The following is a 22,668-nucleotide window of genomic DNA, read 5'->3' as shown; positions in this document are numbered from 1 at the left end:
ACAGCTTAATTTTCAAAAAGCCACAAATTTCTTAACTTCTGATTAATTTTTTCACAAATTTACTACATCGATTTCGGTTCCTATATACACCAAAGCCTTTTTTAACACTTTGTATCCTAAATCTTCAATTGCATCTTGATATTCTTGAATTTGTTGCTTGTATTTCGAGTTTATCGCACCAGTTTTGTAATCCAACAAATAAGCATTTTTATCCGAAGTCAGCACAACTCGGTCCGGCTTGAGGATTTTTCCTTCTTTTTGAACAATGGTTTGTTCGTTCAAAATTTTATTTTTACCCTCAAAACAAATACTCAATTCCGAATGATTTACAATTTCTTGCAGTGTTTTAAAAACCTGATCTTTCTGATCAAACTTAATCAAACCCTCTTCAATTGCTTTCGTAATAGCCAAATCAAGATCAGACTTATCCTTAATAAAAGCCATAATCTCATGAATAATATTTCCATAAGATATTGCCTCCTGCTGATGTGTGCCCCACATTAAAGCTTCGCGCTGGGCAATTTTTATATTTTTAGGATCCAAAACTTCTTTTACTATCGGGATTTCTTTTACAGAATCAATCACTTCAACTGAAGCTGATAATTTAATAGGATTTCCAAACTCATATTCTAATTTTTCGGGATCATAAACATTTTGGCCAATCAAATATTTAATAAAAAAAGAGGCCATGTTATTAGGGAATTCTCCATCTTTTCTTTCCTTGAAAGACTGCGAGATAACATACAACTGCTCTTCTGCACGCGTCAAAGCCACATACAAAACATTAATATTGTCCAAAAGCTCTTCCTGCTTTTTCAAATTAAAAACAGCCGAAGCGCTTTCGCCAAAACCCTCAACCGCACTGCTGTTGTCAATCAAAGCTTTAGGAACATTTAAATCGGCATCTTCGGTATCAAGCCACAATTTATCTTTTGGTTTTCGATTATAATCTTCTTCAGCAAAAGGCATAATCACAACTGGAAACTCCAAACCTTTCGATTTATGAATTGTCATAATTCGAACTGCGTTATTCCCTTCTGGCGACGGAATACTGAATTTTTCCGCATTTTTTTCCCAGTAAACCAAAAAATCAGCGACACCTGCTTGATTTCGAATATCTCGCTCCAAAACAATATCCATAAAAAACTGGACATAGGCATTTCCTTCAGAAGGCAAAATAAATTTAGAAATAATAATTTCTACAGCTTCATATAGCGACTTTTTTCGCACATCTTCAAAAGACAACGACACATCAAAAGTCAAAAGCCATTTTTCAAAATCAGCTTCTGTTTTATTAGACATTCCTTGCGCAATAAAATCATGTATTGGCATTTCAGAATTCACATTTGAAGCCATAAAATGAAGAAAATTTGCTTTCGATTCTAAATCAGCGCTGTTGTTCAAATATTTTAGAAGATGAATTATAAGTCGGACTTCTGTCGCATTTTGAATCATCAAAGTTTCTGACGACAAAAGCGGAATATTTTGTTCTGTCAAATAATTCGCTATTGCAATTCCTTGATCTCTTTTTCGAGTCAGCACAACAATATCTCTATACTGAAATCCTTCTTGAACAACTTTCAAAATAGTGTTTAAAGTTGCCAAAACATACAAATCTGACTTTTCAAGGGTTTCATCTTCATCATCCGAATCTGTTTTTTCAATAATCGGAAGAAATGAGATATTTACATAGCCTCCTTTTTTTGAATTCGCATTCTGAAAACTATGATTTTCATATAAATCTTTATAATCTTCATTTGAAAACTCTGAGGAAATCAATTTGAAGAACCTATTGTTGAAATCAATGACTTCACTGTAACTTCTATAATTAGTATTTAAGTGTCGGATTTCCTTATCGGGATTATTAAATGGATTTGTGTTTTTGCTAAGTTCGATAAACTGTTCTGCTTTTCCTCCGCGCCAGCGGTAAATAGATTGTTTTGGATCTCCCACAATCATCAGGGTTCCTTTATTTCCCAAATCGTCTAAACCTGAAAGCGAATTATCAATAAGCGGAATCAAATTTTGCCATTGCATTTCAGAAGTATCCTGAAATTCATCAATAAAAAAATGACGATAACGCTCACCCAAACGCTCATAAATAAAAGGCGCAGGCTGGTTTTGAATTTCGCGATGAATAATCGCATTGAATTCTGAAATCGACAAAATATTTTGTTCCGATTGAATTTTTGCCAACTCATTGCTTACCGTATTCAACAGCGAAAGCGGGGTTATATTTTTAAGAAAGGCTTTGTAAAAATCCCTTTTTTCAAAATTCTTGTAAATCTTGCTTAAAATCTGAAGTAATTCTGGAATAATATTTTCAATTAAAGCTCTGTCTTTCGCAGTTTTATTAATCGCTATATCATCAAATTCATGAAAAGTCTTATTTCTTGGATTGAATTTTCCGTCGCGAATATTTTCTAAATGATTCGGAAAAGTGCCACGAGAAAATGATTTTAAATCAATTCCGTTTTTATCAATTAATTCAAGCGCTTCTTTTGCCCAATTTTCATTTTCGGATTCTAAATCTTTACAAAGCGCAAGCATTTTCTTTTTAATCTCAATAAATTCTTCGATCGATTTATCATGAAAATGCAAAATTTCATTCCGATTATTTTCATTCAAAACCAATCTTCCTGTTTCCAAGATTTCACGAGAAACATCCCAACTTTTATCGTCATCCGTTTTTTCCATCGTAAAATCGATGAGCAATTTTGTCAAAGTTTCATCTTGACCGGCTTGAGCAATAATTGCATCAACCGCTTCAACCAATAAATTTTCAGTATCCAATGTAACTTCAAAAGTCATCGGAAGATTCAAATCATGAGCAAAAGCGCGTATAACTTTATGAGTGAATTTATCAATAGTCGAAATATCAAAAGCAGCATAATTATGAATAAGATGCTTTATAATATTTTGAGATTTTGTTTTGATTTTAATAATTGAAAGTCCCGTTTCCCGAGACAAGTCTTCCATCAAAGCAACTGCTTTTTCTGAAGGTTCATCTTTTGCAAATTCAGACAAACTTCCAACAATACGACTTTTCATTTCATGAACCGCCTTATTGGTAAAGGTTATCGCTAGAATATTTCGGTAAGCGTCATTTTTAGGGGAAGAAAGAATAATTTTAAGATATTCCTTAACCAAAGTATAGGTCTTTCCAGATCCTGCAGAAGCATCATAAATAGAGAAAGACGGACTTTGCATAGCTTGTTTTTTTGTCTTGTAAAAATAGTACAATAAATATTAAAACCCAATGCTGTGAAATTTTCAAATTCCAAAAAAAAACAAAAATTCCAAATTCCAATCTTTACAACTTTTATTGCATAGAATATTGAAATTTGGAATTTGAAAAAATTTAAATTATTTATGCGTGCTTAGGGAAAGCTCTTTTATTGAAAACTAATAAAATACCAACTCCGGTAGAAATCGCGACATCGGCAACATTAAAAATTGCGTTAAAGAAGGCAAAATGTTTTCCTCCAAAAACAGGCAACCAAGTTGGAAGATTTCCTTCCCAAATTGGGAAATAAAACATATCAACTACTAAACCATGAAACCAACTTCCGTAAGGGCGAGGAGAAAAAAGAGTCGCTAAATTATGCGTGCTATCATCAAAAATAACTCCGTAGAAAACAGAATCTATAATATTTCCAGCGGCTCCGGCAAAAATCAAAGCAATTGCCACTACTAGATAAGTAGAATGTCGTTTTTTAATAGCATCTGAAAGCCACCATCCAATTCCGAAAACTGCAAAAATTCTAAAAACTGTCAAAATTAGTTTTCCATATTCTCCAGGAATTTTTGTTCCCCAAGCCATTCCTTCATTTTCAATAAAATGAATTTTAAACCACTCAGTTCCCATCACTTTTACTTCTTCTCCAAGAATAAAGTTTGTTTTTACATAAATTTTTGACAATTGATCTACAATTAAAACTAAAAATATAAGGAAATACGCTTTTCGTAATGACATTTTATAAAATTTTGATGGGCAAAAATAACAATTAAATCAAAAAAAACGCCCCATAAGGAGCGTTAATTCTTTTACAATAATAGGAATTGCAACATTGCATTAATTTTAAGCTTCTAAAAAAGCTTATTTCTTAACTGTGCCGTTTGCTGAAGCTTGTGGAGTATCAGCAAAAAAGACAGAAATAGATTTTAGCAAGCCTTTGCTTTCTTTTTCTGTCTTTGTCTTTTTTGCTTCATCCTTTTTCATAGCTGCTTTCAATTTTAAACGCATCTGCTCAAAATCCTTCATTCGATGCTCCACATCAGAATTTACCTCTTTGAATTTTAACACTTTAGCCATAATATAAGTTTTTATATTAAAAATGAAATAATTAACACTTTGGTACTACAATGATACATAATTTAATTTATATTTGTTAACAAATTTTAACAGTTGTTTATTCAAAACCCACAGAAAAGCCCCGAAACAGCTGTTAGCGCCAAAATGGTTGAACAATATTTCTAAATCCTACAAAACATGAATGAAATAACTTCTACTTTAAACGACTTTTTAGTTAATACCAAATCTACCTCAGCATTAATTTTAAACGAAAAAGGAAAAATGATTACTTCACTGCATGTTGATTACAGTGACAGCGTTGCAGCAATGAGCGCGGCCATTTTATCGATGAGCGAAAAGTTTTTGAGTGATTTAGACAAAGGCGCTTTAAAACAACTTCTGCTAAAAACTTCAGACGGAGTTGTTGTTGGAAACAAAATAAGCGGCAGCAATTTCGTAGTTGCTTTTTCGAAAGAAGGAAGTAATCTGGCTTTATTAATGCGTTCAACAGAAGAATTATCAACCGAGTTGAGCAAGAATTCACTATTGAAATAACAATAAATCTATTAACCCAACAAACCACTAAATTATGAGTAACGATTTTTTAAACGTGTTTTTAAACGAAATGAAAACCAACGTAAATGGCTTTATAGCAGTAGCTGTAACTGAAATTGAATCCGGATTAAGCTTTGGAAACTTAACTATTGATCCGGCTTTTGACCCTGAATTGGCAGCCGCTTACAACCTCGAAGTTGTAAAAGCTAAATTGAATGCCGTAAAAGCCTTAGGTTTGGAGCAAAACATCGAAGACATTTTGATTACGCTTTCAAATCAAATTCACATTATTGACATTTCTCCAAACAAAAAATTCATGATCTATCTTGCTGCAGATTCCTCTAAAGCAAATCTTGGAATGACAAGAGCTATCTTGAAAAAACACAAAGGTGATGTTGAAAAAAATCTAGCGTAATAATTTTATTCTTTGAAAAGCCGCCAGTAACAAGGCGGTTTTTTTTTATTTAAACCCATTGCAAAACCGAAAGCGATCTGCAATTACAATTCCTACAAAAAATAAAGTTTTTAAACATCGATTAATTTTGAATAATTATAAATAATTTCTTTCAAATCATGAAGATTATCGCAAATATTGAATAGACAAAACATTAAACAAAAAAGCGCTCCTTAAAGGAGCGCTTTTCTCTTACGTATTTCTACGTGTTTATCGTTGCAAGTTTTTAGCTTCGATACTCATTGTTGCATGAGGAACGATTTTAAGCCTTTCTTTGCTGATTAATTTACCTGTTACTTTGCAAATACCGTATGTTTTGTTTTCAACACGGAATAAAGCGTTTTTTAAGTCACGAATGAATTTCTCTTGTCTGATAGCCAACTGAGAGTTTGCTTCTTTTGACATGGTCTCACTACCTTCTTCAAAAGCTTTAAAAGTTGGAGAAGTATCGTCAGTTCCGTTATTCAAATCGTTCATATAGGCACTTTTGATCAAATCAAGATCTTCTTGTGCTTTTTTAATTTTTGCTTGGATTATTTCTTTGAACTCCGCTAAGTCAGCGTCTGAGTATCTTGTAATTTCATCTATCATGGTATTATACTTATTTTGAAATTAATATCATTGTTCTAATATCATCAAACTCAATTTCTGTGCCGTTTTCTAAAGCATCCACAAAAACCAAATCATCAGTTAATGTCTCAGACTTAATATAGTCTTCATTTTTTGAAACAGCATCTTCTAAAATGCCATCTCTTTTTATCTGTACTTTGATCTTATCAGTAACTTCAAATCCTGAATCTTTACGGATATTCTGAATTCTGTTTACCAATTCTCTCGCGATACCTTCATTTTTCAACTCTTCAGATATTGTAATGTCAAGTGCAACTGTAATTCCGTTTGAATTTGCAACCAACCAACCTTCAATATCCTGCGATGTTATTTCGACGTCTTCTAATGATAAAGTTACATTATTTCCAGAAATAACAATATCAAGCGTTCCTTGCTTGTCCAACTGATTGATCTGATCTGCAGAAAAACCTTGTATCTCTTTAGAAATCAGACCCATATCTTTTCCAAAGCGTGGTCCAAGAGCCTTAAAATTAGGCTTAATTTGTTTTACCAAAATACCTGAAGCATCGTCTAAAAGTTCGATTTCTTTAACATTTACCTCAGCCTTTACAAGGTCAGAAATAGCTTCTATTTCAGCACGCTGATTGTCGTCAAGTACCGGAATCATTACCTTTTGCAGAGGTTGACGAACTTTAATCATCTCCTTTTTACGTAGTGACAACACCAAAGAAGAGATTGTTTGCGCCTTCTGCATTTTGCTCTCTAACGTTTTATTAACAAAGTTTTCGACAAATTTCGGGAATTCAGCCAAGTGAACACTAGCAAAATCCTCACTTCCCGTCGAAGTTGTTAAATCGCGATACAATTTGTCCATAAAAAATGGAGCTACTGGAGCGCTCAATTTACTGATTGTAAGCAAACAAGTATAAAGCGTTTGGTAAGCTGCAATTTTATCTTTTGCATATTCCCCTTTCCAGAAACGACGACGGCATAAACGAACGTACCAGTTACTTAAATTCTCTTGAACGAAGTCAGAAATCGCTCTTGTTGCTTTCGTAGGCTCGTAATCTTCGTAGCATTCGTCAACAAATTTGATTAACGAATGTAATTCAGAAATAATCCACTGATCGATTTCAGGTCTTTCGTTTAACGGAATTTCACCTTCTTCGTATTTAAATCCGTCGATGTTAGCATATAACGAGAAGAATGAATAGGTATTGTAAAGTGTTCCGAAGAATTTACGTTTAACCTCAGCAATTCCTTCAAGGTCAAACTTCAAGTTGTCCCACGGATTTGCATTCATAATCATGTACCAACGCGTAGCATCTGGACCGTTTTCTGCAATGGTTTTAAATGGGTCTATCGTATTTCCTTTACTCTTAGACATTTTAATTCCATTTTTATCCAAAACTAGACCGTTTGAAACTACGTTTTTGTAAGCAATTTTATCAAAAACCAAAGTTCCGATTGCATGTAAAGTATAGAACCATCCACGAGTTTGGTCTACTCCTTCTGCAATGAAATTTGCTGGAAAATCTTTGTTGTCATCAATTTTTTCTTTGTTCTCAAAAGGATAATGCCATTGTGCATAAGGCATTGCTCCAGAATCAAACCAAACGTCGATTAGATCACTTTCGCGCTTCATTGGTTTCCCAGAAGCCGAAACTAAAGTAAGTCCATCAACTACATTTTTGTGTAAATCGATTAAATCATAATTGGACTCAGACATATTTCCGATTTCAAATCCTTTAAACGGATTTTCTTTTTGGAAACCTGCTTCGATCGATTTTTCGATTGCATTGTACAATTCTTCAACAGAACCGATAATAACTTCTTCTGTTTTATCTTCTGTTCTCCAAATTGGCAACGGAATTCCCCAATATCTAGAACGAGATAAGTTCCAATCGTTGGCATTTTTAAGCCAATTTCCAAAACGTCCTTCACCAGTAGATTTAGGCTTCCAATTGATAGTTTCGTTCAGGTCGAACATTCTATCTTTTACATCGGTTACTTTGATGAACCATGAATCTAGAGGATAGTATAATAACGGCTCGTCTGTTCTCCAACTGTGTGGATAACTGTGCACGTATTTTTCAACTTTAAAAGCTTTGTTTTCTTCTTTTAAACGAATAGCGATTTCAACATCTACAGATTTCTCTGGAGCCTGTCCTGCATCGTAATATTCGTTTTTAACATATTTACCGGCCAAATCACCTAAATGAGAAGTGAATTTTCCTTGTAAATCTACTAATGGAACCGGAGTTCCGTTTTCGTCCAAAACCAACATTGGCGGCACTTCTGGTTTTGCTTCTTTTGCCACTTTAGCATCATCTGCACCAAAAGTCGGAGCTGTATGCACAATTCCGGTTCCGTCTTCGGTTGTAACGAAATCACCAGAGATTACTCTAAATGCGTTTTCAGCATTTTCATAAGGCAATACATAAGGTAATAATTGCTCATAACGGATTTCTACTAAATCTGCTCCTTTTGCTTCAGTTAAGATTTTGTACGGAAGTTTTTTGTCGCCGTTTTTAACATTGTCAAAATCAGCATCATCTTCACTTAAGAAAAATCCTTTTCCGAATTGTTTTCCAACTAAGTTTTTAGCCAAAATCACATTAATTGGCTCAAAAGTATATTGATTGAAAGTTTTAACTAAAACATAATCGATTTTTGGACCAACAGTCAAAGCGGTATTTGACGGCAGTGTCCAAGGAGTTGTCGTCCAAGCTAAAATGTGGATATCTCCAAAACCTTGCAAGAATGAAGGTAACGTTTCTGGAAGTGTTTTAAACTGCGCTACAATTGTAGTATCAGTCACATCGCGGTAAGCTCCTGGCTGGTTTACTTCGTGAGAAGACAATCCAGTTCCTGCTTTTGGAGAATAAGGCTGAATTGTATATCCTTTGTACAACAAACCTTTATCGTAGATTTGTTTCAAAAGCCACCAAACAGACTCCATATATTTTGGTTTATAAGTCACATACGGATCTTCCATATCAACCCAATAGCCCATTTTTTCGGTCAAATCATTCCATACATCAGTATAACGCATAACGGTTTTTTTACACGCTTCGTTATATTCTTCGATTGAAATTGTTTTACCAATATCTTCTTTTGTAATTCCTAATTCTTTTTCGGTACCTAATTCAACAGGTAAACCGTGAGTATCCCATCCAGCTTTTCTTTTTACTTGAAAACCTTTTTGAGTTTTATATCTGCAAAAAATATCTTTAATCGCACGTGCCATTACGTGGTGAATTCCAGGCAATCCGTTTGCTGAAGGCGGACCTTCAAAAAATACGAAAGGTTCAGCACCTTCGCGAGTTGTTACACTCTTTTCAAATATATTTTCTTTCTTCCAAAAATCAAGAACTTCAGAAGCTACAGTTGGCAAGTCAAGTCCTTTGTATTCAGTAAATTTTGTACTCATTTTATCCTTTTCTTTAACGAGGTGCGAAAGTAAGGAATTTTGAGTGAAATAGAGAAAAGATGAAGGAAAAAAGACCGATTTCGGGAAATTTCAGGTAGATTCCGCAACAAATATTGTTATTTTGGTCGATTTAAGAGAAAACTTCCTTTAAAATCTCTAAAGATTTAGGTTTTTTGAATCCTTCCAAATGAAAACTGTAGTAATCAATTAAGATTTTTAAAAGAATTTGCCTTTCCACAACATGAAAAACTTTTTGATCGTTATCGAATTTTAAATCAATCAACTTTTTAAACAAATTGGTTTCATGTTCCGATAAAATGCTTGCACCTTGAAAGAGTGTAAAAACACCGTCATTCATTTCAAAATGAGGCAGATTAATTTCTGAAATATCAGGATAAAAACCTAAATATTTTGTTATTTCTAAAAGTAAAATTAAATGAAAATTTGAAATTTCGTCATGATGATCCAGCCAAGTCAAAGCGGTTTCTAAAAACAAAAAAAGCTGTTCGTTTTTTTCTTCTTCTTGAATGGAATGATGAAGCATTTCAGACAAAAATATCACCATCGTACTTTTGAAAATATCAGTATGAATGGTTTGAAAAGGAACGGCAGTTTTTAACTCTTTGAAATTCTCCAAAGTACCTTTGTTTTTATGAACTGCTTCAATCTCTAAAATTGACAAAGGCTGAAAATAAGCAATCTTTTGACTTGCTTTCCGACTTGAAAAAGCATCACGAACAAAGTAAGATTTCAAACCGCTTGATAGTGTAAAGCATTTTACAATCAAGCTTTTTTCCTGAAATTTTAAAGAGGAGATTACTATGGCTTTGGTTTTAACTTGCACGAACTAATTTTAGATTTTAGATTGCAGATTTTAGATTTTCAGACTTCAGAATGTTAGATTTTACAAATACTAAACTTATTATTCGATTTTTAAATTATTTAGAAAAAAAAATTATCTGATTTTCTAATTCTCACATTATCTAATTATCATCACTTTTTTGACTTTTGTCTCACTACCGTCTTGCGCGGAAATAAAAATCATATAAACACCCGAAGATACTTTATATTTTCCAAAAGCTGTTGTATCCCATTCGATTGTTCCGCCTTCTGAAGTAATTTCATAAACGAGATTGCCTTCAATATCGGTAATTTTCACATTGGCTTTATCCAAAAGTCCGGCAACTTTTACGGTTCCAGAATAAGTTGGGCGAACTGGATTTGGATACACATAAACATTATTCAAATCTTCATTGGCTTCCGTCGCAATGCCACCAAAAGAAATCATTCCTTTATTGGTTGCTATAAAAACTTCGCCCGTTGTACTATTGATCTTGATATCGTTTATCGCATTACTTGGCAAAGGAGAATTGCTGTTTGTAAAATGATATTTGGTTTCTTGTCCGTTTGGCGAAACCATAAAAACACCAGAATCGCTTGTTCCAATCCATTTATTGTTTGCACCATCAACAGCAATGGAAGTGATGAATTGTTCGTAAAGAAGTTCCTGAGCCAAATTATCTTCCATAATAATAATCGCATTTGCTTTTAGCTGACTTTCATTCTGAAAATTACTCACATTCGACAAAACTCGCAATCCTTTAGTTGTCCCAATCCAAAGCTGATTTTTATTGTCAATTGCCAAAGCTCTAACATCAGCGATTGGTAGATTTCCAGCATCAGAACCAAAAGTCATTTTTTTGAATGTATTTGTTGTTTCGTTAAAACCAACAACTCCATCTCTATTGGTTGCAATCCATTTTACATTATTTCTATCGACTAGAATTGCACCATAACTGCTGGCTTGAGCATCATCTAAAATTGAAGTCATCGCGTAACTTCCCCATTGCCCGTTAGTTTTTAAAACTTTGAGACCATTTTTAATTCGGCTATTCGTCACCCATAAATTTCCTGTTTTATCAAAAGCAGTTGCATTGATACGAACATCTATATAATTTGGCCCCTCAGTAGTAATCGATTCTAAACCACTATTTTTTTCGTTATACAAAAGATTCGGAACATCATTTTCTATTCGCAACAAACCCGAAAAAAAAGAACTCGCATAAACTTGTTTTTCATTTTTTGGATTGACAATAACTCGGGTCATTGACTTTGCATTATAAACATCTGAATACGGAATATTCAGCCAACCTGAAGTATTGTATTTGCTAACTCCATAACTATCCAAATCATACGGATTATAATACGTATCATAATCTCCATAAACTGCCCAAAGCACACTTGGAGTTACATCCATAGAAAAAATATTATTTCGAGCCGGACCAGAAGGCGTGTCATTAGTAAAAGCGGCGCTACTTGAAAGTGATGATGAAAACAAACCTTTTTCTTTTGTTCCGATATAAATTGAATTTCCAACAGCAGTTGCAGAAGTAAAACTAATTGTATTATCTAAAACCTGCGTATTTGTAATTTGTCGAATCAAAATCATTTGATTACTATAAACATATACTGTATTTGCAGTCGTAACAAACAAATTATGATTTTTTGCTCTTAAATCAACGGCTGTTTGTGGCAATTGAGAAAAGCCAATAAATACACTTGAATTGAAGCGATGTAGATATCCAGAATTATTTACCGCAATCAATTCAGCATCTAAGGCCTCTACGCCATACCAATCTCCTGAATTTACGACAGACCATTGCTTAAAATCATTTAGGTTAGCATTTGCAATATCAGCTTTTCTGATACCGCTGGAAGTTGCTGCATAAATAAATCCGTTAAAAAAGGCCGTTTGTTTGACACTAATTTCGGCACCATTATCGCCAATAAAATAGGTGTCACCAAATTGCGAAGTCGTTAAATTAAATTGAACAATTCCGAAATCGCAGGAAACATAAACCAAACCATTATACTCCATAAAATGATTGATCTTTTTAAGATTCGGCGCCAATTGCTTGTTGATAATATCTACCACTTTTAGCATACTGCCATCGGTTTCATTAACAACAATCATCAAACCGTTTTCATAGCCAATAATTGTTTTTTTGAATGTCTCGCTGTAATAAACCGCTGAAATAGTTTGTCCCGAAAGCCCGTCAATTGTAGTTGTTGTTTTAACCGCATTTGATGCAGCATTTTTAGAAAACAAAGCATTCTCTGAAGCGGCATAAACGGTTGTTGACGATTCTGAAATATCTTTTATTTCGTTAAATGAAAAATAACCTTGCCATGACAATTTATTTTGTGAAAAACTAAATTGAAACAGGAGTAAAAACAAAATATACAGAAACTTTCCCTTCATTATTTTATATATTCAGATAACAAATATACTACAAACGGAAGTATTTGTTTTTTGTTCTTTTTATAAATAAAAAAATGCCTTCAATTGTCAGAAACAAATGAAGACATTTCAAAAAAACTATAACTAAAAATTACACTACACCTTGAGCAAGCATAGCATCGGCAACTTTAACAAATCCGGCAATGTTAGCTCCTTTTACGTAGTTTACATAACCATCTTCTTCAGCACCATATTTTTTACATTGGTTGTGAATTCCAACCATAATGTCTTTTAATCTCAAATCAACCTCTTCACTCGTCCAGTTTAAACGGATAGAGTTTTGTGTCATTTCTAATCCAGATGCAGCAACACCACCAGCATTAGCTGCTTTTCCAGGAGCGAAAAGCACTTTATTATCTAAGAAAAGCTTAATAGCATCTAATGTAGAAGGCATATTTGCTGCTTCTGTTACACATAAAACACCGTTCTCAATTAATTTCTTAGCATCTTCGCCGTTTAATTCATTTTGAGTAGCACATGGAATTGCAATATCAACTTTTACTTCCCATGGGCTTTTTCCTTTGTGGAAAACAGCATTAGGATATTTCTCTAAATATCTTTCTGCTCTGTTATCTCCAGTTGCTCTCATTTCAAGCATATGGTCGATTTTTTCTCCAGAAATTCCTTCTTCATCATAAATATAACCGTCAGGACCAGATAAAGTAACTACTTTCCCTCCTAATTCATTCACTTTCAAGGCAACTCCCCAAGCTACGTTTCCAAATCCAGAAATTGCAACTCTTTTTCCTTTGATTTCATGCCCAATAGTACGAAGCATTTGATCTGTAAAATACACTACACCATAACCTGTAGCTTCTGGTCTGATTAATGAACCTCCGTAAGCCAAACCTTTTCCAGTCAAAACTCCCGTAAATTCATTTCTAATTCTTTTGTATTGTCCGAATAAATAACCAATCTCTCTTGCACCTACTCCAATATCTCCAGCAGGAACGTCAAGATCTGGTCCAATATGGCGGCACAATTCGGTCATAAACGATTGACAGAAACGCATAATTTCACCATCTGATTTTCCTTCTGGATCAAAATCAGAACCACCTTTTCCTCCACCCATTGGAAGTGTTGTCAAACTGTTTTTGAAAACTTGCTCGAAAGCCAAGAATTTTAAAACTGATAAGTTTACTGTATGATGAAATCTAATCCCTCCTTTATATGGTCCAATTGCAGAGTTCATTTGAATTCTAAATCCTCTGTTTACAATAATTTCTCCTTTGTCATCTACCCACGGAACTCTAAAAATTACAGATCTTTCTGGTTCAGCTATTCTAAGAAGTAAATTTTTCCCATCGTATTTTTTTCTTTCTGCAATAAACGGAATAACTGTTTCTGCAAATTCTCTAACAGCTTGAAGAAATTCTGGCTCGTTTGGATTTTTTGACTCAACCAGAGCCATAAATTCATTTATTTTTTGTTCCATTTTTAAATAAATTATTCAAATAATAGTTTTAGCTTAAAATCAAATTAAAGTACGCAAAAATCTTCTAAGAAAACGTTTTCGTATCAACAAGCAAAGATAAGGCAAAACAATCATGAATTGTTATTTTTTTTCGTTTTTCGAGAAGAATTGTGTTATTTTTAAACAAAAATAAAAATAGGATTTTAAGCCTCCGATTTTAGGTCAAATCACAACACTTAAAGTCAGAAAATTAAGTGTTTTGTTACTAATTTTTTAATAGCAGTATTTAATATTTTGTTTAGACTAGGTTTTTTATATATTTGCCTAGATTTCAAAGCCCAAATACTATGCTCAAACCCGTAATTATCACGCTATTTGCCATTCTTGGAATTAGCTCTGTTGCAAACGCTCAATCTGATCTTGCACAAGAAATAGGAATATTCGCAGGACCTGTAACACTGCAGTCAGATTTTGGACAAAGAAACAATTTTGATACCAATGTCGGGAACACTGGATTTGGAGTTGGTCTTATGCATTTTATCAACTTTTCAGCCGCCAACAATCATGAAAGTTTTTTTACAGAACATTTCAAAGTACGATCTGAACTTTCATTTAGTCATACTCAATTAAAACATTATGGAAGATGGGTTGACAAAAAGCCAGAAACTCCTTTTGTCACGATGCTTAAAAACATGAATGCTAGTTCAACTACAGTAGGATTAGGATCTCAATTAGAGTTTTCATTTATTAAAATACATGATTTTGAAAACTCAGTTGGTAGTTTAAGCCCGTATCTTAGTTTAGGATTTCAGGTAAATTATTATTCTGCAAAAGTTGGTTCCCACTTAGGAGACATCACGCTTCCAAACGTAACAATCGGAAAATACTTGACTCCTTCAGATGGAAGACCTCACGGATTTTCTACAGAAGACGGAATTGTTGTATCAGCAACAGGAGGTCTAGGAGTGCATTACAAACTGACAAAAATGGACGATTTGATGTTTGAAACTCGTTTTCAGATGTATAGCAATGACTGGATTGATGGTCTAAATCCGAATAAAGATATTTATAAGGAAAACAAGTCGAACGACTGGCAAGTATGGTTTAACTTTGGATATATCTACTATTTAGAATTCTAAAACCAGAAAGGCCACAATATAAAAAATCCCAAATTCCAAGATGCTTAAAACTGGAATTTGGGATTTTTTTATTGGAATTTCTTTCGTTAAGAAAGAGCTTGTTCTAAATCGGCTATTAAATCTGATGCATCTTCGATACCCACACTTAATCGAACCAAATCATCAGTAATACCAACTTCAGCTCTTTTATCAGCAGGAATCGATGCATGCGTCATCAAAGCCGGGTGATTTGCCAAAGATTCAACTCCGCCTAAAGATTCTGCCAAAGTAAACACTTTTAATTTCTCTAAAAATGCAATCGAATCTTCTTTTTTTCCAGATTTGAAAGTGAAAGAAACCATTCCGCCAAAAGCCTTCATTTGCTTTTTAGCAATTTCATGAAAAGGATGGTTTGGCAATCCTGGATAGTAAACCGTATCAATCTTTGGGTGGTTACTTAAAAACTCCACTACTTTTTCTCCGTTTTCGCAATGTCTTTGAACGCGTAATGCAAGTGTTTTAATTCCTCTTAAAACTAAAAAACTGTCCATTGGTCCTAATGTCGCCCCTGTTGCAAATTGCTGAAAATGCAATTGATCGCCTAATGCTTCATCTTTTACAATTAAAGCGCCAGCAATAACATCAGAATGTCCGCCTAAATATTTTGTTGCAGAGTGCATTACGATATCAGCTCCTAAGTCCAAAGGTTTTTGCAAATATGGCGTTGCAAAAGTATTATCAACAGCGAATAAAATATTATTTGCTTTTGTGATTTTAGCCACTTCTTCAATATCCGCCAATTTCATTAATGGATTTGTTGGGGTTTCCACCCAAATCAATTTAGTATTTTCATTGATTAATGATTTCAATTTTTCGATATCAGTCATATCAACAAAATGAAACTTAATTCCAGAATCTTTGTAAATTCTAGAGAACATTCTATAAGTTCCTCCATATAAATCATCCATTGCGATGATTTCATCACCGGCCTTAAAAGATCTTAAAATACAATCTGTCGCTGCTAATCCAGACGAAAAAGCCAATCCTCTTGTACCATTTTCAATACTTGCCAAAGCATTTTCTAAAGCTGTACGAGTTGGATTCGACGCACGGCTATACTCATAATCTGCCAAAGGTTTCCCCGGACTTGTTTGAATAAATGTTGAAGTTTGATAAACCGGAGGCATTACTGCTCCAGTACTTGGATCATGATGTTGGCCACCATGTATTACTTTTGTATTGAATTTCATATAGTTACAAATTTTAAATCCTTAAATCTTGTACAAATTTACCGTTTAATTTATTCTAATCCTGACACAAGTTCTTACCTTTGTATATAATTAACACTTTTTTGATCTGAAATCGCTACTGGCTAGAACTTTGCAAAAGCAAAACCTCACAAATAAATTGCGATCCTACATTCAATCATTAACAAATAACTTTACATATATGAAACATTATACTTTTTTAGTCTTTTTGTTTTTAATATTCACAAGTTGCAACAAAGAGCTCTCATTTGATAATGAAACATTTGAAAAAGAATCTGCCATCCCTTGCAAAAGCGATTGCCCAAAAATTACTCTTGAAATCCCAATTGCTAAAAATGCAAAAATTACCGCAGACAGCATTAATAAAAAGGTTTTCTCGGTCATAAAAGAAATTGTCTATTTTGGCGAAGACCCTAAAAAAGCAACAGATTACAATATTCTGGCACAATCATTTATTGAATCATATGAAGAAATGCACAAAAAATTTCCCACTGAGACTTTTGGTTGGGAAGGGAAAATTATTGGAAATGTAGAATTTCAGTCTGATGAAATTTTGAACATAAAAATCGATCATTATACTTTTACCGGAGGCGCGCACGGTTATCAAGGTTTTAAATCATTATTATTTAATCCTAAAACTGGAAAAACAATTTTTATGGATCAATTGTTCACTAATGAAAAAGAATTTAAGGCTTTCGCCGAAAAAAAATTCCGAGAAAAATATAAAATCCCAGCTAAAGCCAATATTAATGCAACAGGATTAATGTTTGAAAATGACAAATTCCAATTGTCACAGAATATTTTTTACACAGAAGATGGTTTGCTTTTATATTACAACTCCTATGAAGCTGCATCTTATGCCGATGGCCCAAAAGAAATCCTATTTCCGTATGATGAAGTAAATAAATATTTGAAATTTCATTAAAACGACAAAATTGATACACAGCAGTGCATCTCTACAAAATAGGTTTCAAAAGAAAACCTTTGCCCTTTGTCCCTATGTAACTTTGTCCCTTTTATTGAACATCATACTTCATCTTTCTCAAAACTCGGAGTGCTTCTTTAAAAGATAAATAAACAGCAGGAAAAGGCTTCAGCAATAATTTTGAATCAATTAACTTTTGCTTGGCCTCATCAAAACCGTTCAAATAACAAATCATAAAAGTTGAAGGAAGGTTTTCAAGATCTGCTAATTCTCTTGGAGACAAAGCAAATCCTTTTTGTAGTTTTTGAAGCAAAGCCATATTTGAATTGTAAATATGGTATAACATTTTTCGATTAAACTCTGGTGGGTGAAAAAGCATTTCGCGATCAATCTTATAATATCCATTATCAAAAAAATGTATGGTTTGCTTTTCCAAAGGATAAAAACTTGTTTTGTCATTTAATCCTAACGGAACATATTCTGTAATGGTAAAAGTGTCATCGTTATATTCAATAGTAACAACATCTTGCGCAGAATAAAACAGCTTAATTTGTTCATTGATCAATTCAATATCTACTCTGGAAAGAAACGTTTTATCACGAGATTTTTTAGCAACTCCTGCCCAGCAAATCACAAATAATTCTTTAAAGACTCGATATTTTGGCGACATATCTTTATGCCTAAAATTCATAAAATCAATAACACCGTCTAAAGTATATTGAATACTGTTTCGAGAACTATTTTCAATTCCGATTACTGTTTCTGTATTCTGATTGTTTTTTTCAATTTCCTCGTGCTCTTCTAAAGGCGTAGAATTACTGCCACGCCTCACAAAGATACTATTGGCAAGAATGGTATGAATTCCTTTTTTAAAATATGAGATTTTACTTTTAGGCTTTATGGTTACCAGACCGATTACTTTGTCTTTTGGAAGATTTGGAAAAGGGACATTTTCGTATTGAATTTTTGGAGGATTTTCCAAAAAAGCATTGACAAGATTTTGAATTCGGCTGTCATCAAAAAAATCATCGCCAACAATTTCGTTGTCTTGGTCTTCTACACCAACGACGATATAAGAATTATTATTTGGATTGGAATTGGATAACGCGCAAATATGTTTTAAGAACTTCCCTTTCCCTTCGCGCGAATGAAGATTCAACTGCCTTTTTTTGTCATAAAAACTGCTTTCGTCATTATGAGCGAGGAGATTTTTAATTAAAAGGCGCTTATTAATCATCTTCTTTAGGGCTTGGTTAGAAATTTAGACTTCTTAGATTTATGATTTTCAGATTCCTAAGATAATCTAAAGATCATAAATCTAAGAAGTCCAACTATCTAATTTTTAAATATTCTTATTGACAATTGTCGCCGATGCTTGTGCAGTCGGGTAAACAATCAAATCTGCAATATTCACATGGTATTTTCTTGAAACCACAAAATGAATAATGTCAGCAATATCTTCAGCTTGCAACGCATCTAAACCTTTATACACATTCGAAGCTCTGTCAGCATCGCCTTTAAAACGAACTTCGCTGAATTCGGTTTCAACCATTCCTGGATGAATTGCCCCAACTCTGATTCCATACGGATTCAAATCCATTCGCATTCCATTATTGATGGCATCAACTGCATGTTTTGAAGCACAATACACATTTCCGTTTGGATAAACTTCTTTTCCAGCAATTGATCCAATATTGATAATATGACCTGATTTTCTTTCAATCATCTGTGGTATTATCGCTTTTGAAACGTACAAAAGTCCTTTTACATTAATATCAATCATTGCATCCCAATCGTCAATATCTCCATTTTGAATTGGATCTAAACCATGCGCATTTCCTGCATTGTTGATCAAAACATCAATAACCGAAAAATCGGCTGGCAATGCATTAATGTTTGCAAAGACTTCATCCCTATCTCTAACATCAAAAGACAAAGAATGTACTTCTGTAAAAACTGAAAGTTCTTTTTCAAGTTCTTCTAAACGGTCTTTTCTTCTTCCGCAAAGAATCACCTTATAATTATTTTTTGCTAATATTTGAGCGGTTGCTTTTCCAATTCCGCTCGTGGCTCCAGTAATTAAAGCTGTTTTTTTCATTATTAAGTATTTGTTTTTGCCCACGAATTTTACAGATTAAAAAGATTTACACTGTAATTTTTCAAACCTGTTTAATCCGTAAAATCTGTGCGCCAATATTTTTATTTAAGCAACGTCGTCTCCCATACTTTCTGTCCAGATGGCGAACCAATCTTCTTTGTCCATATCCAATTCAACTGCTTTTAACAATGCCTGAATTCTGGCAACATTCACCGTTCCTGCAATTGGAATAACACCTGCAGGATGTTTTAAAATCCATGCCAACAAAAGTGTGTCAGCACCAAGATGATATTTCTCTAATAAAGTTGAAAACAGCTTTTTCAATCGGCGTGTTTTTTTGGTATCTTCTCTAAAAACAGTTCCAAGAGGATTCCATGATAATGGACGAATTCCGTGAGTTTGCATATAATCCAAACTGCCATCAATCATTGGTTCAAAATGCGTTGCCGAAAATTGCACTTGATTAAAACTTACTTCTGTTTTTTGGCGAATTAATTCAGTTTGAGAACTTGTGAAATTCGAAAGTCCGAAATCTATAATTTTTCCCTCTGATTTTAATTTTTCAACTGCTTCTGCAATTTCATCCGCTTGCATCAACGGACTTGGCCTGTGCAACAAAAAAACATCAATATAATCTGTTTTGAGTTTCTTCAATGATTCTTCTGCCGACCAAATTATGTACTCCTTAGAATAATCATAATGTTTGATTTTTGTTTTACGACTTTCATTAACTAGCTGAATACCGCATTTTGTGATTAACTGTATTTTTTCGCGGGAAATTTTAGTTGCTTTAAATGCATTTCCAAATTCAGCTTCGGTAGTATAGTCGCCGTAAATATCGGCATGATCAAAAGTGGTAATTTTATTTTCGATACTGATTTGTATCAAGTTTTCCATTTCTTTAGTTGAAAGGTTTTTGTCCCATACTCCCCAATTCATAGTGCCCGAAATAATAGGCGATAATGTTGTTTTGCTCATGGTTATATTGCGTTATTTTTGGTAATAAATATGCTTTTTAAAAACATGCACATCAAAGTTCTTAAAAATATAAAAATAGATTCACAATTCGTCCTTAAAATTAGGTGATTGGTCGAAGTTTTAACCATTCTTTAACATCTTACTTCTCAAAAAATATTCAATTTGCACTCTCAAAAACCGGGCGTAAAAATCAAGAGTTTAAAAAAGCTTTTAAAAACATTTATATGGAAGAAAATACAACGACTTTAGACATTAGAGCGATCAATGAAAAAATTGAAAGAGAAAGTGCTTTTATAGACCTTCTTACAATGGAAATGAACAAAGTTATTGTGGGCCAGAAACACATGGTCGAACGTTTATTAATTGGTTTATTAGGACAAGGACACATTTTGCTTGAAGGAGTTCCTGGTTTAGCCAAAACTTTAGCAATCAACACGCTTTCTCAAGCGGTTCAAGGTTCTTTCAGCCGTATTCAGTTTACACCCGACTTATTGCCTGCCGATGTTATCGGAACAATGATTTACAATATTAAAGCAAACGAATTCTCAATAAAAAAAGGACCAATCTTTGCCAATTTCGTACTTGCCGATGAGATCAACCGTGCTCCTGCAAAAGTACAATCTGCACTTTTGGAAGCGATGCAGGAAAAACAAGTAACAATTGGCGACACGACTTTCAAATTAGATCGTCCGTTTTTAGTATTGGCAACACAAAACCCAGTTGAACAAGAAGGAACATATCAATTGCCTGAAGCGCAAGTTGACCGTTTCATGCTTAAAACTGTAATTGATTATCCAAAAATTGATGAAGAGCGTTTTGTAATTCGTCAAAACTTAAAAGGAACTTACGAAAAAGTAAATCCAGTAGTTTCTGTAGATCAAATTTTGCGCGCGCAAGAAGCGGTTCGTGAAGTTTATATGGATGAAAAAATCGAAAAATACATCTTAGATATCATTTTTGCGACTCGTTACCCAGAGAAATACAAATTAGCCGATCTAAAACCGCTTATCAGTTTTGGGGCTTCTCCACGTGGAAGTATCAACTTGGCTAATGCTGCAAAATGCTACGCTTTCATCAAACGTCGCGGTTATGTAATTCCAGAAGACGTTCGTGCAGTTGTTCACGATGTATTACGCCACAGAGTTGGAATTACTTATGAGGCCGAAGCTGAAAACATCACTTCTGTAGACATTATCAACAAAATCGTTAACGAGATTGAAGTACCTTAAAAGCTTTATGCCGTAAGCTTTATGCAATAGGCGCAAGCCTTGTTATTGCCTAAAGCTTAAAGCCTAAAGCCTACAGCCTTAAAGAAATGGACACAAAAGAGCTTTTAAAAAAAGTACGGAAAATAGAAATCAAGACCAAAAGATTGAGCAATCATATCTTTTCGGGAGAATACCACTCTTCATTTAAAGGACGAGGAATGACGTTTAGCGAGGTGCGTCAATACCAATACGGAGATGATATTCGTAACATCGATTGGAACGTAACCGCACGCTATAACGAAGCTCACGTTAAGGTTTTTGAAGAAGAACGCGAACTGACCATGGTTTTGATGGTTGATATTTCGGGTTCAGAAGGTTTTGGATCAAAAAGCCAATTTAAGAAAGACATCGTAACCGAAATTGCGGCAACGATGGCTTTTTCGGCTACACAAAACAATGACAAAATCGGATTGATCTTATTTTCGGATAATGTCGAATTGTACATTCCGCCAAAAAAAGGACGTTCACACGTTTTAAGAATCATTCGAGAATTGATCGAATTTGAACCAAAAAGCCATAAAACCGATATTTCTGAAGCTTTGAAATTTTTATCGGGAACTCAAAAAAAGAAAGCCATTGTTTTTATGATTTCAGATTTCATGTCTGAAAATTATGAGCAAACCTTGAAAATTGCTTCCAAAAAACATGATTTGACTGGAGTTCGCGTGTATGACATTCGCGAAGAAAAAATTCCGAATCTTGGAATAGTCAATATGCTTGATGCCGAAACCGGAAGAACAATGTTGGTTGATACGGGTTCAAAAGCGGTTCGAATGAATTACGAAAAACATTATCACGAAAGAGTAAATTATTTCAAAGAAACTTTCAGCAAATCTGGCGCTGGCGTTGTAAATACCAGAGTCGATGAAAATTATGTAACGAAATTGTTAGGCTATTTCAAATCACGCTAAGATTTTTAGACTTCTTAGATCATTAGAATATTAGATTTTAAATAATCCAAAAATAAAAATCCGCTTAAATCTGCGTTATCT

Annotated in this window: 18 protein-coding genes; 6 read left to right on the top strand and 12 right to left on the bottom strand. The window is 33.8% G+C overall.

Annotated features, from left to right (window positions below; translation table 11 throughout):
• Positions 1–51: 51 nt before the first annotated feature.
• The 3 genes from AAYQ19_RS18220 to AAYQ19_RS18210 form a co-directional block, all read right to left on the bottom strand.
• Complete coding sequence (locus AAYQ19_RS18220) at positions 52–3,210, bottom strand: UvrD-helicase domain-containing protein (RefSeq protein WP_343538244.1); 3,159 nt, start codon at positions 3,208–3,210, stop codon at positions 52–54.
• A gap of 160 nt (positions 3,211–3,370) precedes the next feature.
• Positions 3,371–3,976 (bottom strand): lipoprotein signal peptidase, encoded by a 606-nt coding sequence (locus AAYQ19_RS18215; RefSeq protein ID WP_343538242.1) that lies wholly within the window; start codon positions 3,974–3,976, stop codon positions 3,371–3,373.
• 123 nt (positions 3,977–4,099) lie between these two features.
• Positions 4,100–4,315, bottom strand: coding sequence for a hypothetical protein (locus AAYQ19_RS18210; RefSeq protein WP_343538240.1), 216 nt, complete (start codon positions 4,313–4,315; stop codon positions 4,100–4,102).
• 177 nt (positions 4,316–4,492) lie between these two features.
• On the opposite strand from AAYQ19_RS18210, the gene AAYQ19_RS18205 reads away from it, so the two are divergent.
• Positions 4,493–4,849, top strand: coding sequence for a roadblock/LC7 domain-containing protein (locus AAYQ19_RS18205; RefSeq protein WP_343538238.1), 357 nt, complete (start codon positions 4,493–4,495; stop codon positions 4,847–4,849).
• Positions 4,850–4,883: 34 nt separating this feature from the next.
• Positions 4,884–5,264, top strand: a complete 381-nt coding sequence (locus tag AAYQ19_RS18200; RefSeq protein ID WP_343538237.1) for a hypothetical protein — start codon at positions 4,884–4,886, stop codon at positions 5,262–5,264.
• A 249-nt stretch (positions 5,265–5,513) separates the two neighbouring features.
• Here AAYQ19_RS18200 and AAYQ19_RS18195 read toward each other — a convergent pair whose 3' ends face one another.
• The 5 genes from AAYQ19_RS18195 to gdhA form a co-directional block, all read right to left on the bottom strand.
• The gene (locus tag AAYQ19_RS18195; protein ID WP_012022792.1) at positions 5,514–5,894 is read right to left on the bottom strand and encodes a TraR/DksA family transcriptional regulator; all 381 of its coding nucleotides are present in this window, start codon (positions 5,892–5,894) and stop codon (positions 5,514–5,516) included.
• A gap of 10 nt (positions 5,895–5,904) precedes the next feature.
• Positions 5,905–9,306, bottom strand: coding sequence for an isoleucine--tRNA ligase (ileS, locus tag AAYQ19_RS18190; protein ID WP_343538229.1), 3,402 nt, complete (start codon positions 9,304–9,306; stop codon positions 5,905–5,907).
• Between the two features lie 130 nt (positions 9,307–9,436).
• Positions 9,437–10,150 (bottom strand): DNA repair protein RecO, encoded by a 714-nt coding sequence (gene recO, locus AAYQ19_RS18185; RefSeq protein ID WP_343538228.1) that lies wholly within the window; start codon positions 10,148–10,150, stop codon positions 9,437–9,439.
• 135 nt (positions 10,151–10,285) lie between these two features.
• The gene (gene porZ / locus AAYQ19_RS18180) at positions 10,286–12,568 is read right to left on the bottom strand and encodes a type IX secretion system anionic LPS delivery protein PorZ (protein ID WP_343538227.1); all 2,283 of its coding nucleotides are present in this window, start codon (positions 12,566–12,568) and stop codon (positions 10,286–10,288) included.
• 130 nt (positions 12,569–12,698) lie between these two features.
• Positions 12,699–14,042, bottom strand: a complete 1,344-nt coding sequence (gdhA, locus tag AAYQ19_RS18175; RefSeq protein WP_343538225.1) for an NADP-specific glutamate dehydrogenase — start codon at positions 14,040–14,042, stop codon at positions 12,699–12,701.
• 326 nt (positions 14,043–14,368) lie between these two features.
• Between gdhA and AAYQ19_RS18170 the strand changes: the two genes are divergently transcribed.
• The gene (locus AAYQ19_RS18170; RefSeq protein ID WP_343538223.1) at positions 14,369–15,160 is read left to right on the top strand and encodes a THC0290_0291 family protein; all 792 of its coding nucleotides are present in this window, start codon (positions 14,369–14,371) and stop codon (positions 15,158–15,160) included.
• 86 nt (positions 15,161–15,246) lie between these two features.
• Here the strand turns inward: AAYQ19_RS18170 and AAYQ19_RS18165 are convergent, their stop codons facing one another.
• Entirely contained in the window at positions 15,247–16,389 is a 1,143-nt protein-coding gene (locus AAYQ19_RS18165; protein WP_343538222.1) for a cystathionine gamma-synthase, read from the bottom strand.
• Positions 16,390–16,588: 199 nt separating this feature from the next.
• On the opposite strand from AAYQ19_RS18165, the gene AAYQ19_RS18160 reads away from it, so the two are divergent.
• Positions 16,589–17,332: a PdaC/RsiV family protein gene (locus tag AAYQ19_RS18160; protein ID WP_343538220.1), complete on the top strand. Its 744-nt coding sequence runs from the start codon at positions 16,589–16,591 to the stop codon at positions 17,330–17,332.
• 91 nt (positions 17,333–17,423) lie between these two features.
• Here AAYQ19_RS18160 and AAYQ19_RS18155 read toward each other — a convergent pair whose 3' ends face one another.
• The 3 genes from AAYQ19_RS18155 to AAYQ19_RS18145 form a co-directional block, all read right to left on the bottom strand.
• A complete protein-coding gene (locus tag AAYQ19_RS18155) occupies positions 17,424–18,569 on the bottom strand; it encodes an ATP-binding protein (protein ID WP_343538219.1) in 1,146 nt (381 codons plus the stop codon).
• Positions 18,570–18,674: 105 nt separating this feature from the next.
• On the bottom strand, positions 18,675–19,430 hold the full coding sequence (locus AAYQ19_RS18150; protein WP_343538218.1) for an SDR family NAD(P)-dependent oxidoreductase: 756 nt from the start codon (positions 19,428–19,430) through the stop codon (positions 18,675–18,677).
• 105 nt (positions 19,431–19,535) lie between these two features.
• A complete protein-coding gene (locus AAYQ19_RS18145) occupies positions 19,536–20,408 on the bottom strand; it encodes an aldo/keto reductase (RefSeq protein WP_343538216.1) in 873 nt (290 codons plus the stop codon).
• A gap of 224 nt (positions 20,409–20,632) precedes the next feature.
• Between AAYQ19_RS18145 and AAYQ19_RS18140 the strand changes: the two genes are divergently transcribed.
• Together AAYQ19_RS18140 and AAYQ19_RS18135 are read left to right on the top strand one after the other, a co-directional pair.
• Positions 20,633–21,637 (top strand): AAA family ATPase, encoded by a 1,005-nt coding sequence (locus tag AAYQ19_RS18140; protein WP_026728274.1) that lies wholly within the window; start codon positions 20,633–20,635, stop codon positions 21,635–21,637.
• 86 nt (positions 21,638–21,723) lie between these two features.
• Positions 21,724–22,587: a DUF58 domain-containing protein gene (locus AAYQ19_RS18135; RefSeq protein WP_343538213.1), complete on the top strand. Its 864-nt coding sequence runs from the start codon at positions 21,724–21,726 to the stop codon at positions 22,585–22,587.
• Positions 22,588–22,668: the final 81 nt, after the last annotated feature.

The organism is Flavobacterium mesophilum (genome assembly GCF_039581405.1).
Classification (GTDB): Bacteria; Bacteroidota; Bacteroidia; order Flavobacteriales; family Flavobacteriaceae; genus Flavobacterium.
This window is presented reverse-complemented; position numbering and strand designations above follow the sequence as displayed.

Bases quoted from the DNA above. Each gene is read 5' to 3' on its own strand.
- AAYQ19_RS18145 (WP_343538216.1), bottom strand. From the start codon at position 20,408: ATGAGCAAAACAACATTATCGCCTATTATTTCGGGCACTATGAATTGG.
- AAYQ19_RS18150 (WP_343538218.1), bottom strand. From the start codon at position 19,430: ATGAAAAAAACAGCTTTAATTACTGGAGCCACGAGCGGAATTGGAAAA.
- AAYQ19_RS18205 (WP_343538238.1), top strand. From the start codon at position 4,493: ATGAATGAAATAACTTCTACTTTAAACGACTTTTTAGTTAATACCAAA.
- AAYQ19_RS18155 (WP_343538219.1), bottom strand. From the start codon at position 18,569: ATGATTAATAAGCGCCTTTTAATTAAAAATCTCCTCGCTCATAATGAC.
- AAYQ19_RS18220 (WP_343538244.1), bottom strand. From the start codon at position 3,210: ATGCAAAGTCCGTCTTTCTCTATTTATGATGCTTCTGCAGGATCTGGA.
- AAYQ19_RS18165 (WP_343538222.1), bottom strand. From the start codon at position 16,389: ATGAAATTCAATACAAAAGTAATACATGGTGGCCAACATCATGATCCA.
- ileS (WP_343538229.1), bottom strand. From the start codon at position 9,306: ATGAGTACAAAATTTACTGAATACAAAGGACTTGACTTGCCAACTGTA.
- AAYQ19_RS18200 (WP_343538237.1), top strand. From the start codon at position 4,884: ATGAGTAACGATTTTTTAAACGTGTTTTTAAACGAAATGAAAACCAAC.
- gdhA (WP_343538225.1), bottom strand. From the start codon at position 14,042: ATGGAACAAAAAATAAATGAATTTATGGCTCTGGTTGAGTCAAAAAAT.
- AAYQ19_RS18170 (WP_343538223.1), top strand. From the start codon at position 14,369: ATGCTCAAACCCGTAATTATCACGCTATTTGCCATTCTTGGAATTAGC.
- AAYQ19_RS18215 (WP_343538242.1), bottom strand. From the start codon at position 3,976: ATGTCATTACGAAAAGCGTATTTCCTTATATTTTTAGTTTTAATTGTA.
- porZ (WP_343538227.1), bottom strand. From the start codon at position 12,568: ATGAAGGGAAAGTTTCTGTATATTTTGTTTTTACTCCTGTTTCAATTT.
- AAYQ19_RS18135 (WP_343538213.1), top strand. From the start codon at position 21,724: ATGGACACAAAAGAGCTTTTAAAAAAAGTACGGAAAATAGAAATCAAG.
- AAYQ19_RS18210 (WP_343538240.1), bottom strand. From the start codon at position 4,315: ATGGCTAAAGTGTTAAAATTCAAAGAGGTAAATTCTGATGTGGAGCAT.
- AAYQ19_RS18195 (WP_012022792.1), bottom strand. From the start codon at position 5,894: ATGATAGATGAAATTACAAGATACTCAGACGCTGACTTAGCGGAGTTC.
- AAYQ19_RS18160 (WP_343538220.1), top strand. From the start codon at position 16,589: ATGAAACATTATACTTTTTTAGTCTTTTTGTTTTTAATATTCACAAGT.
- AAYQ19_RS18140 (WP_026728274.1), top strand. From the start codon at position 20,633: ATGGAAGAAAATACAACGACTTTAGACATTAGAGCGATCAATGAAAAA.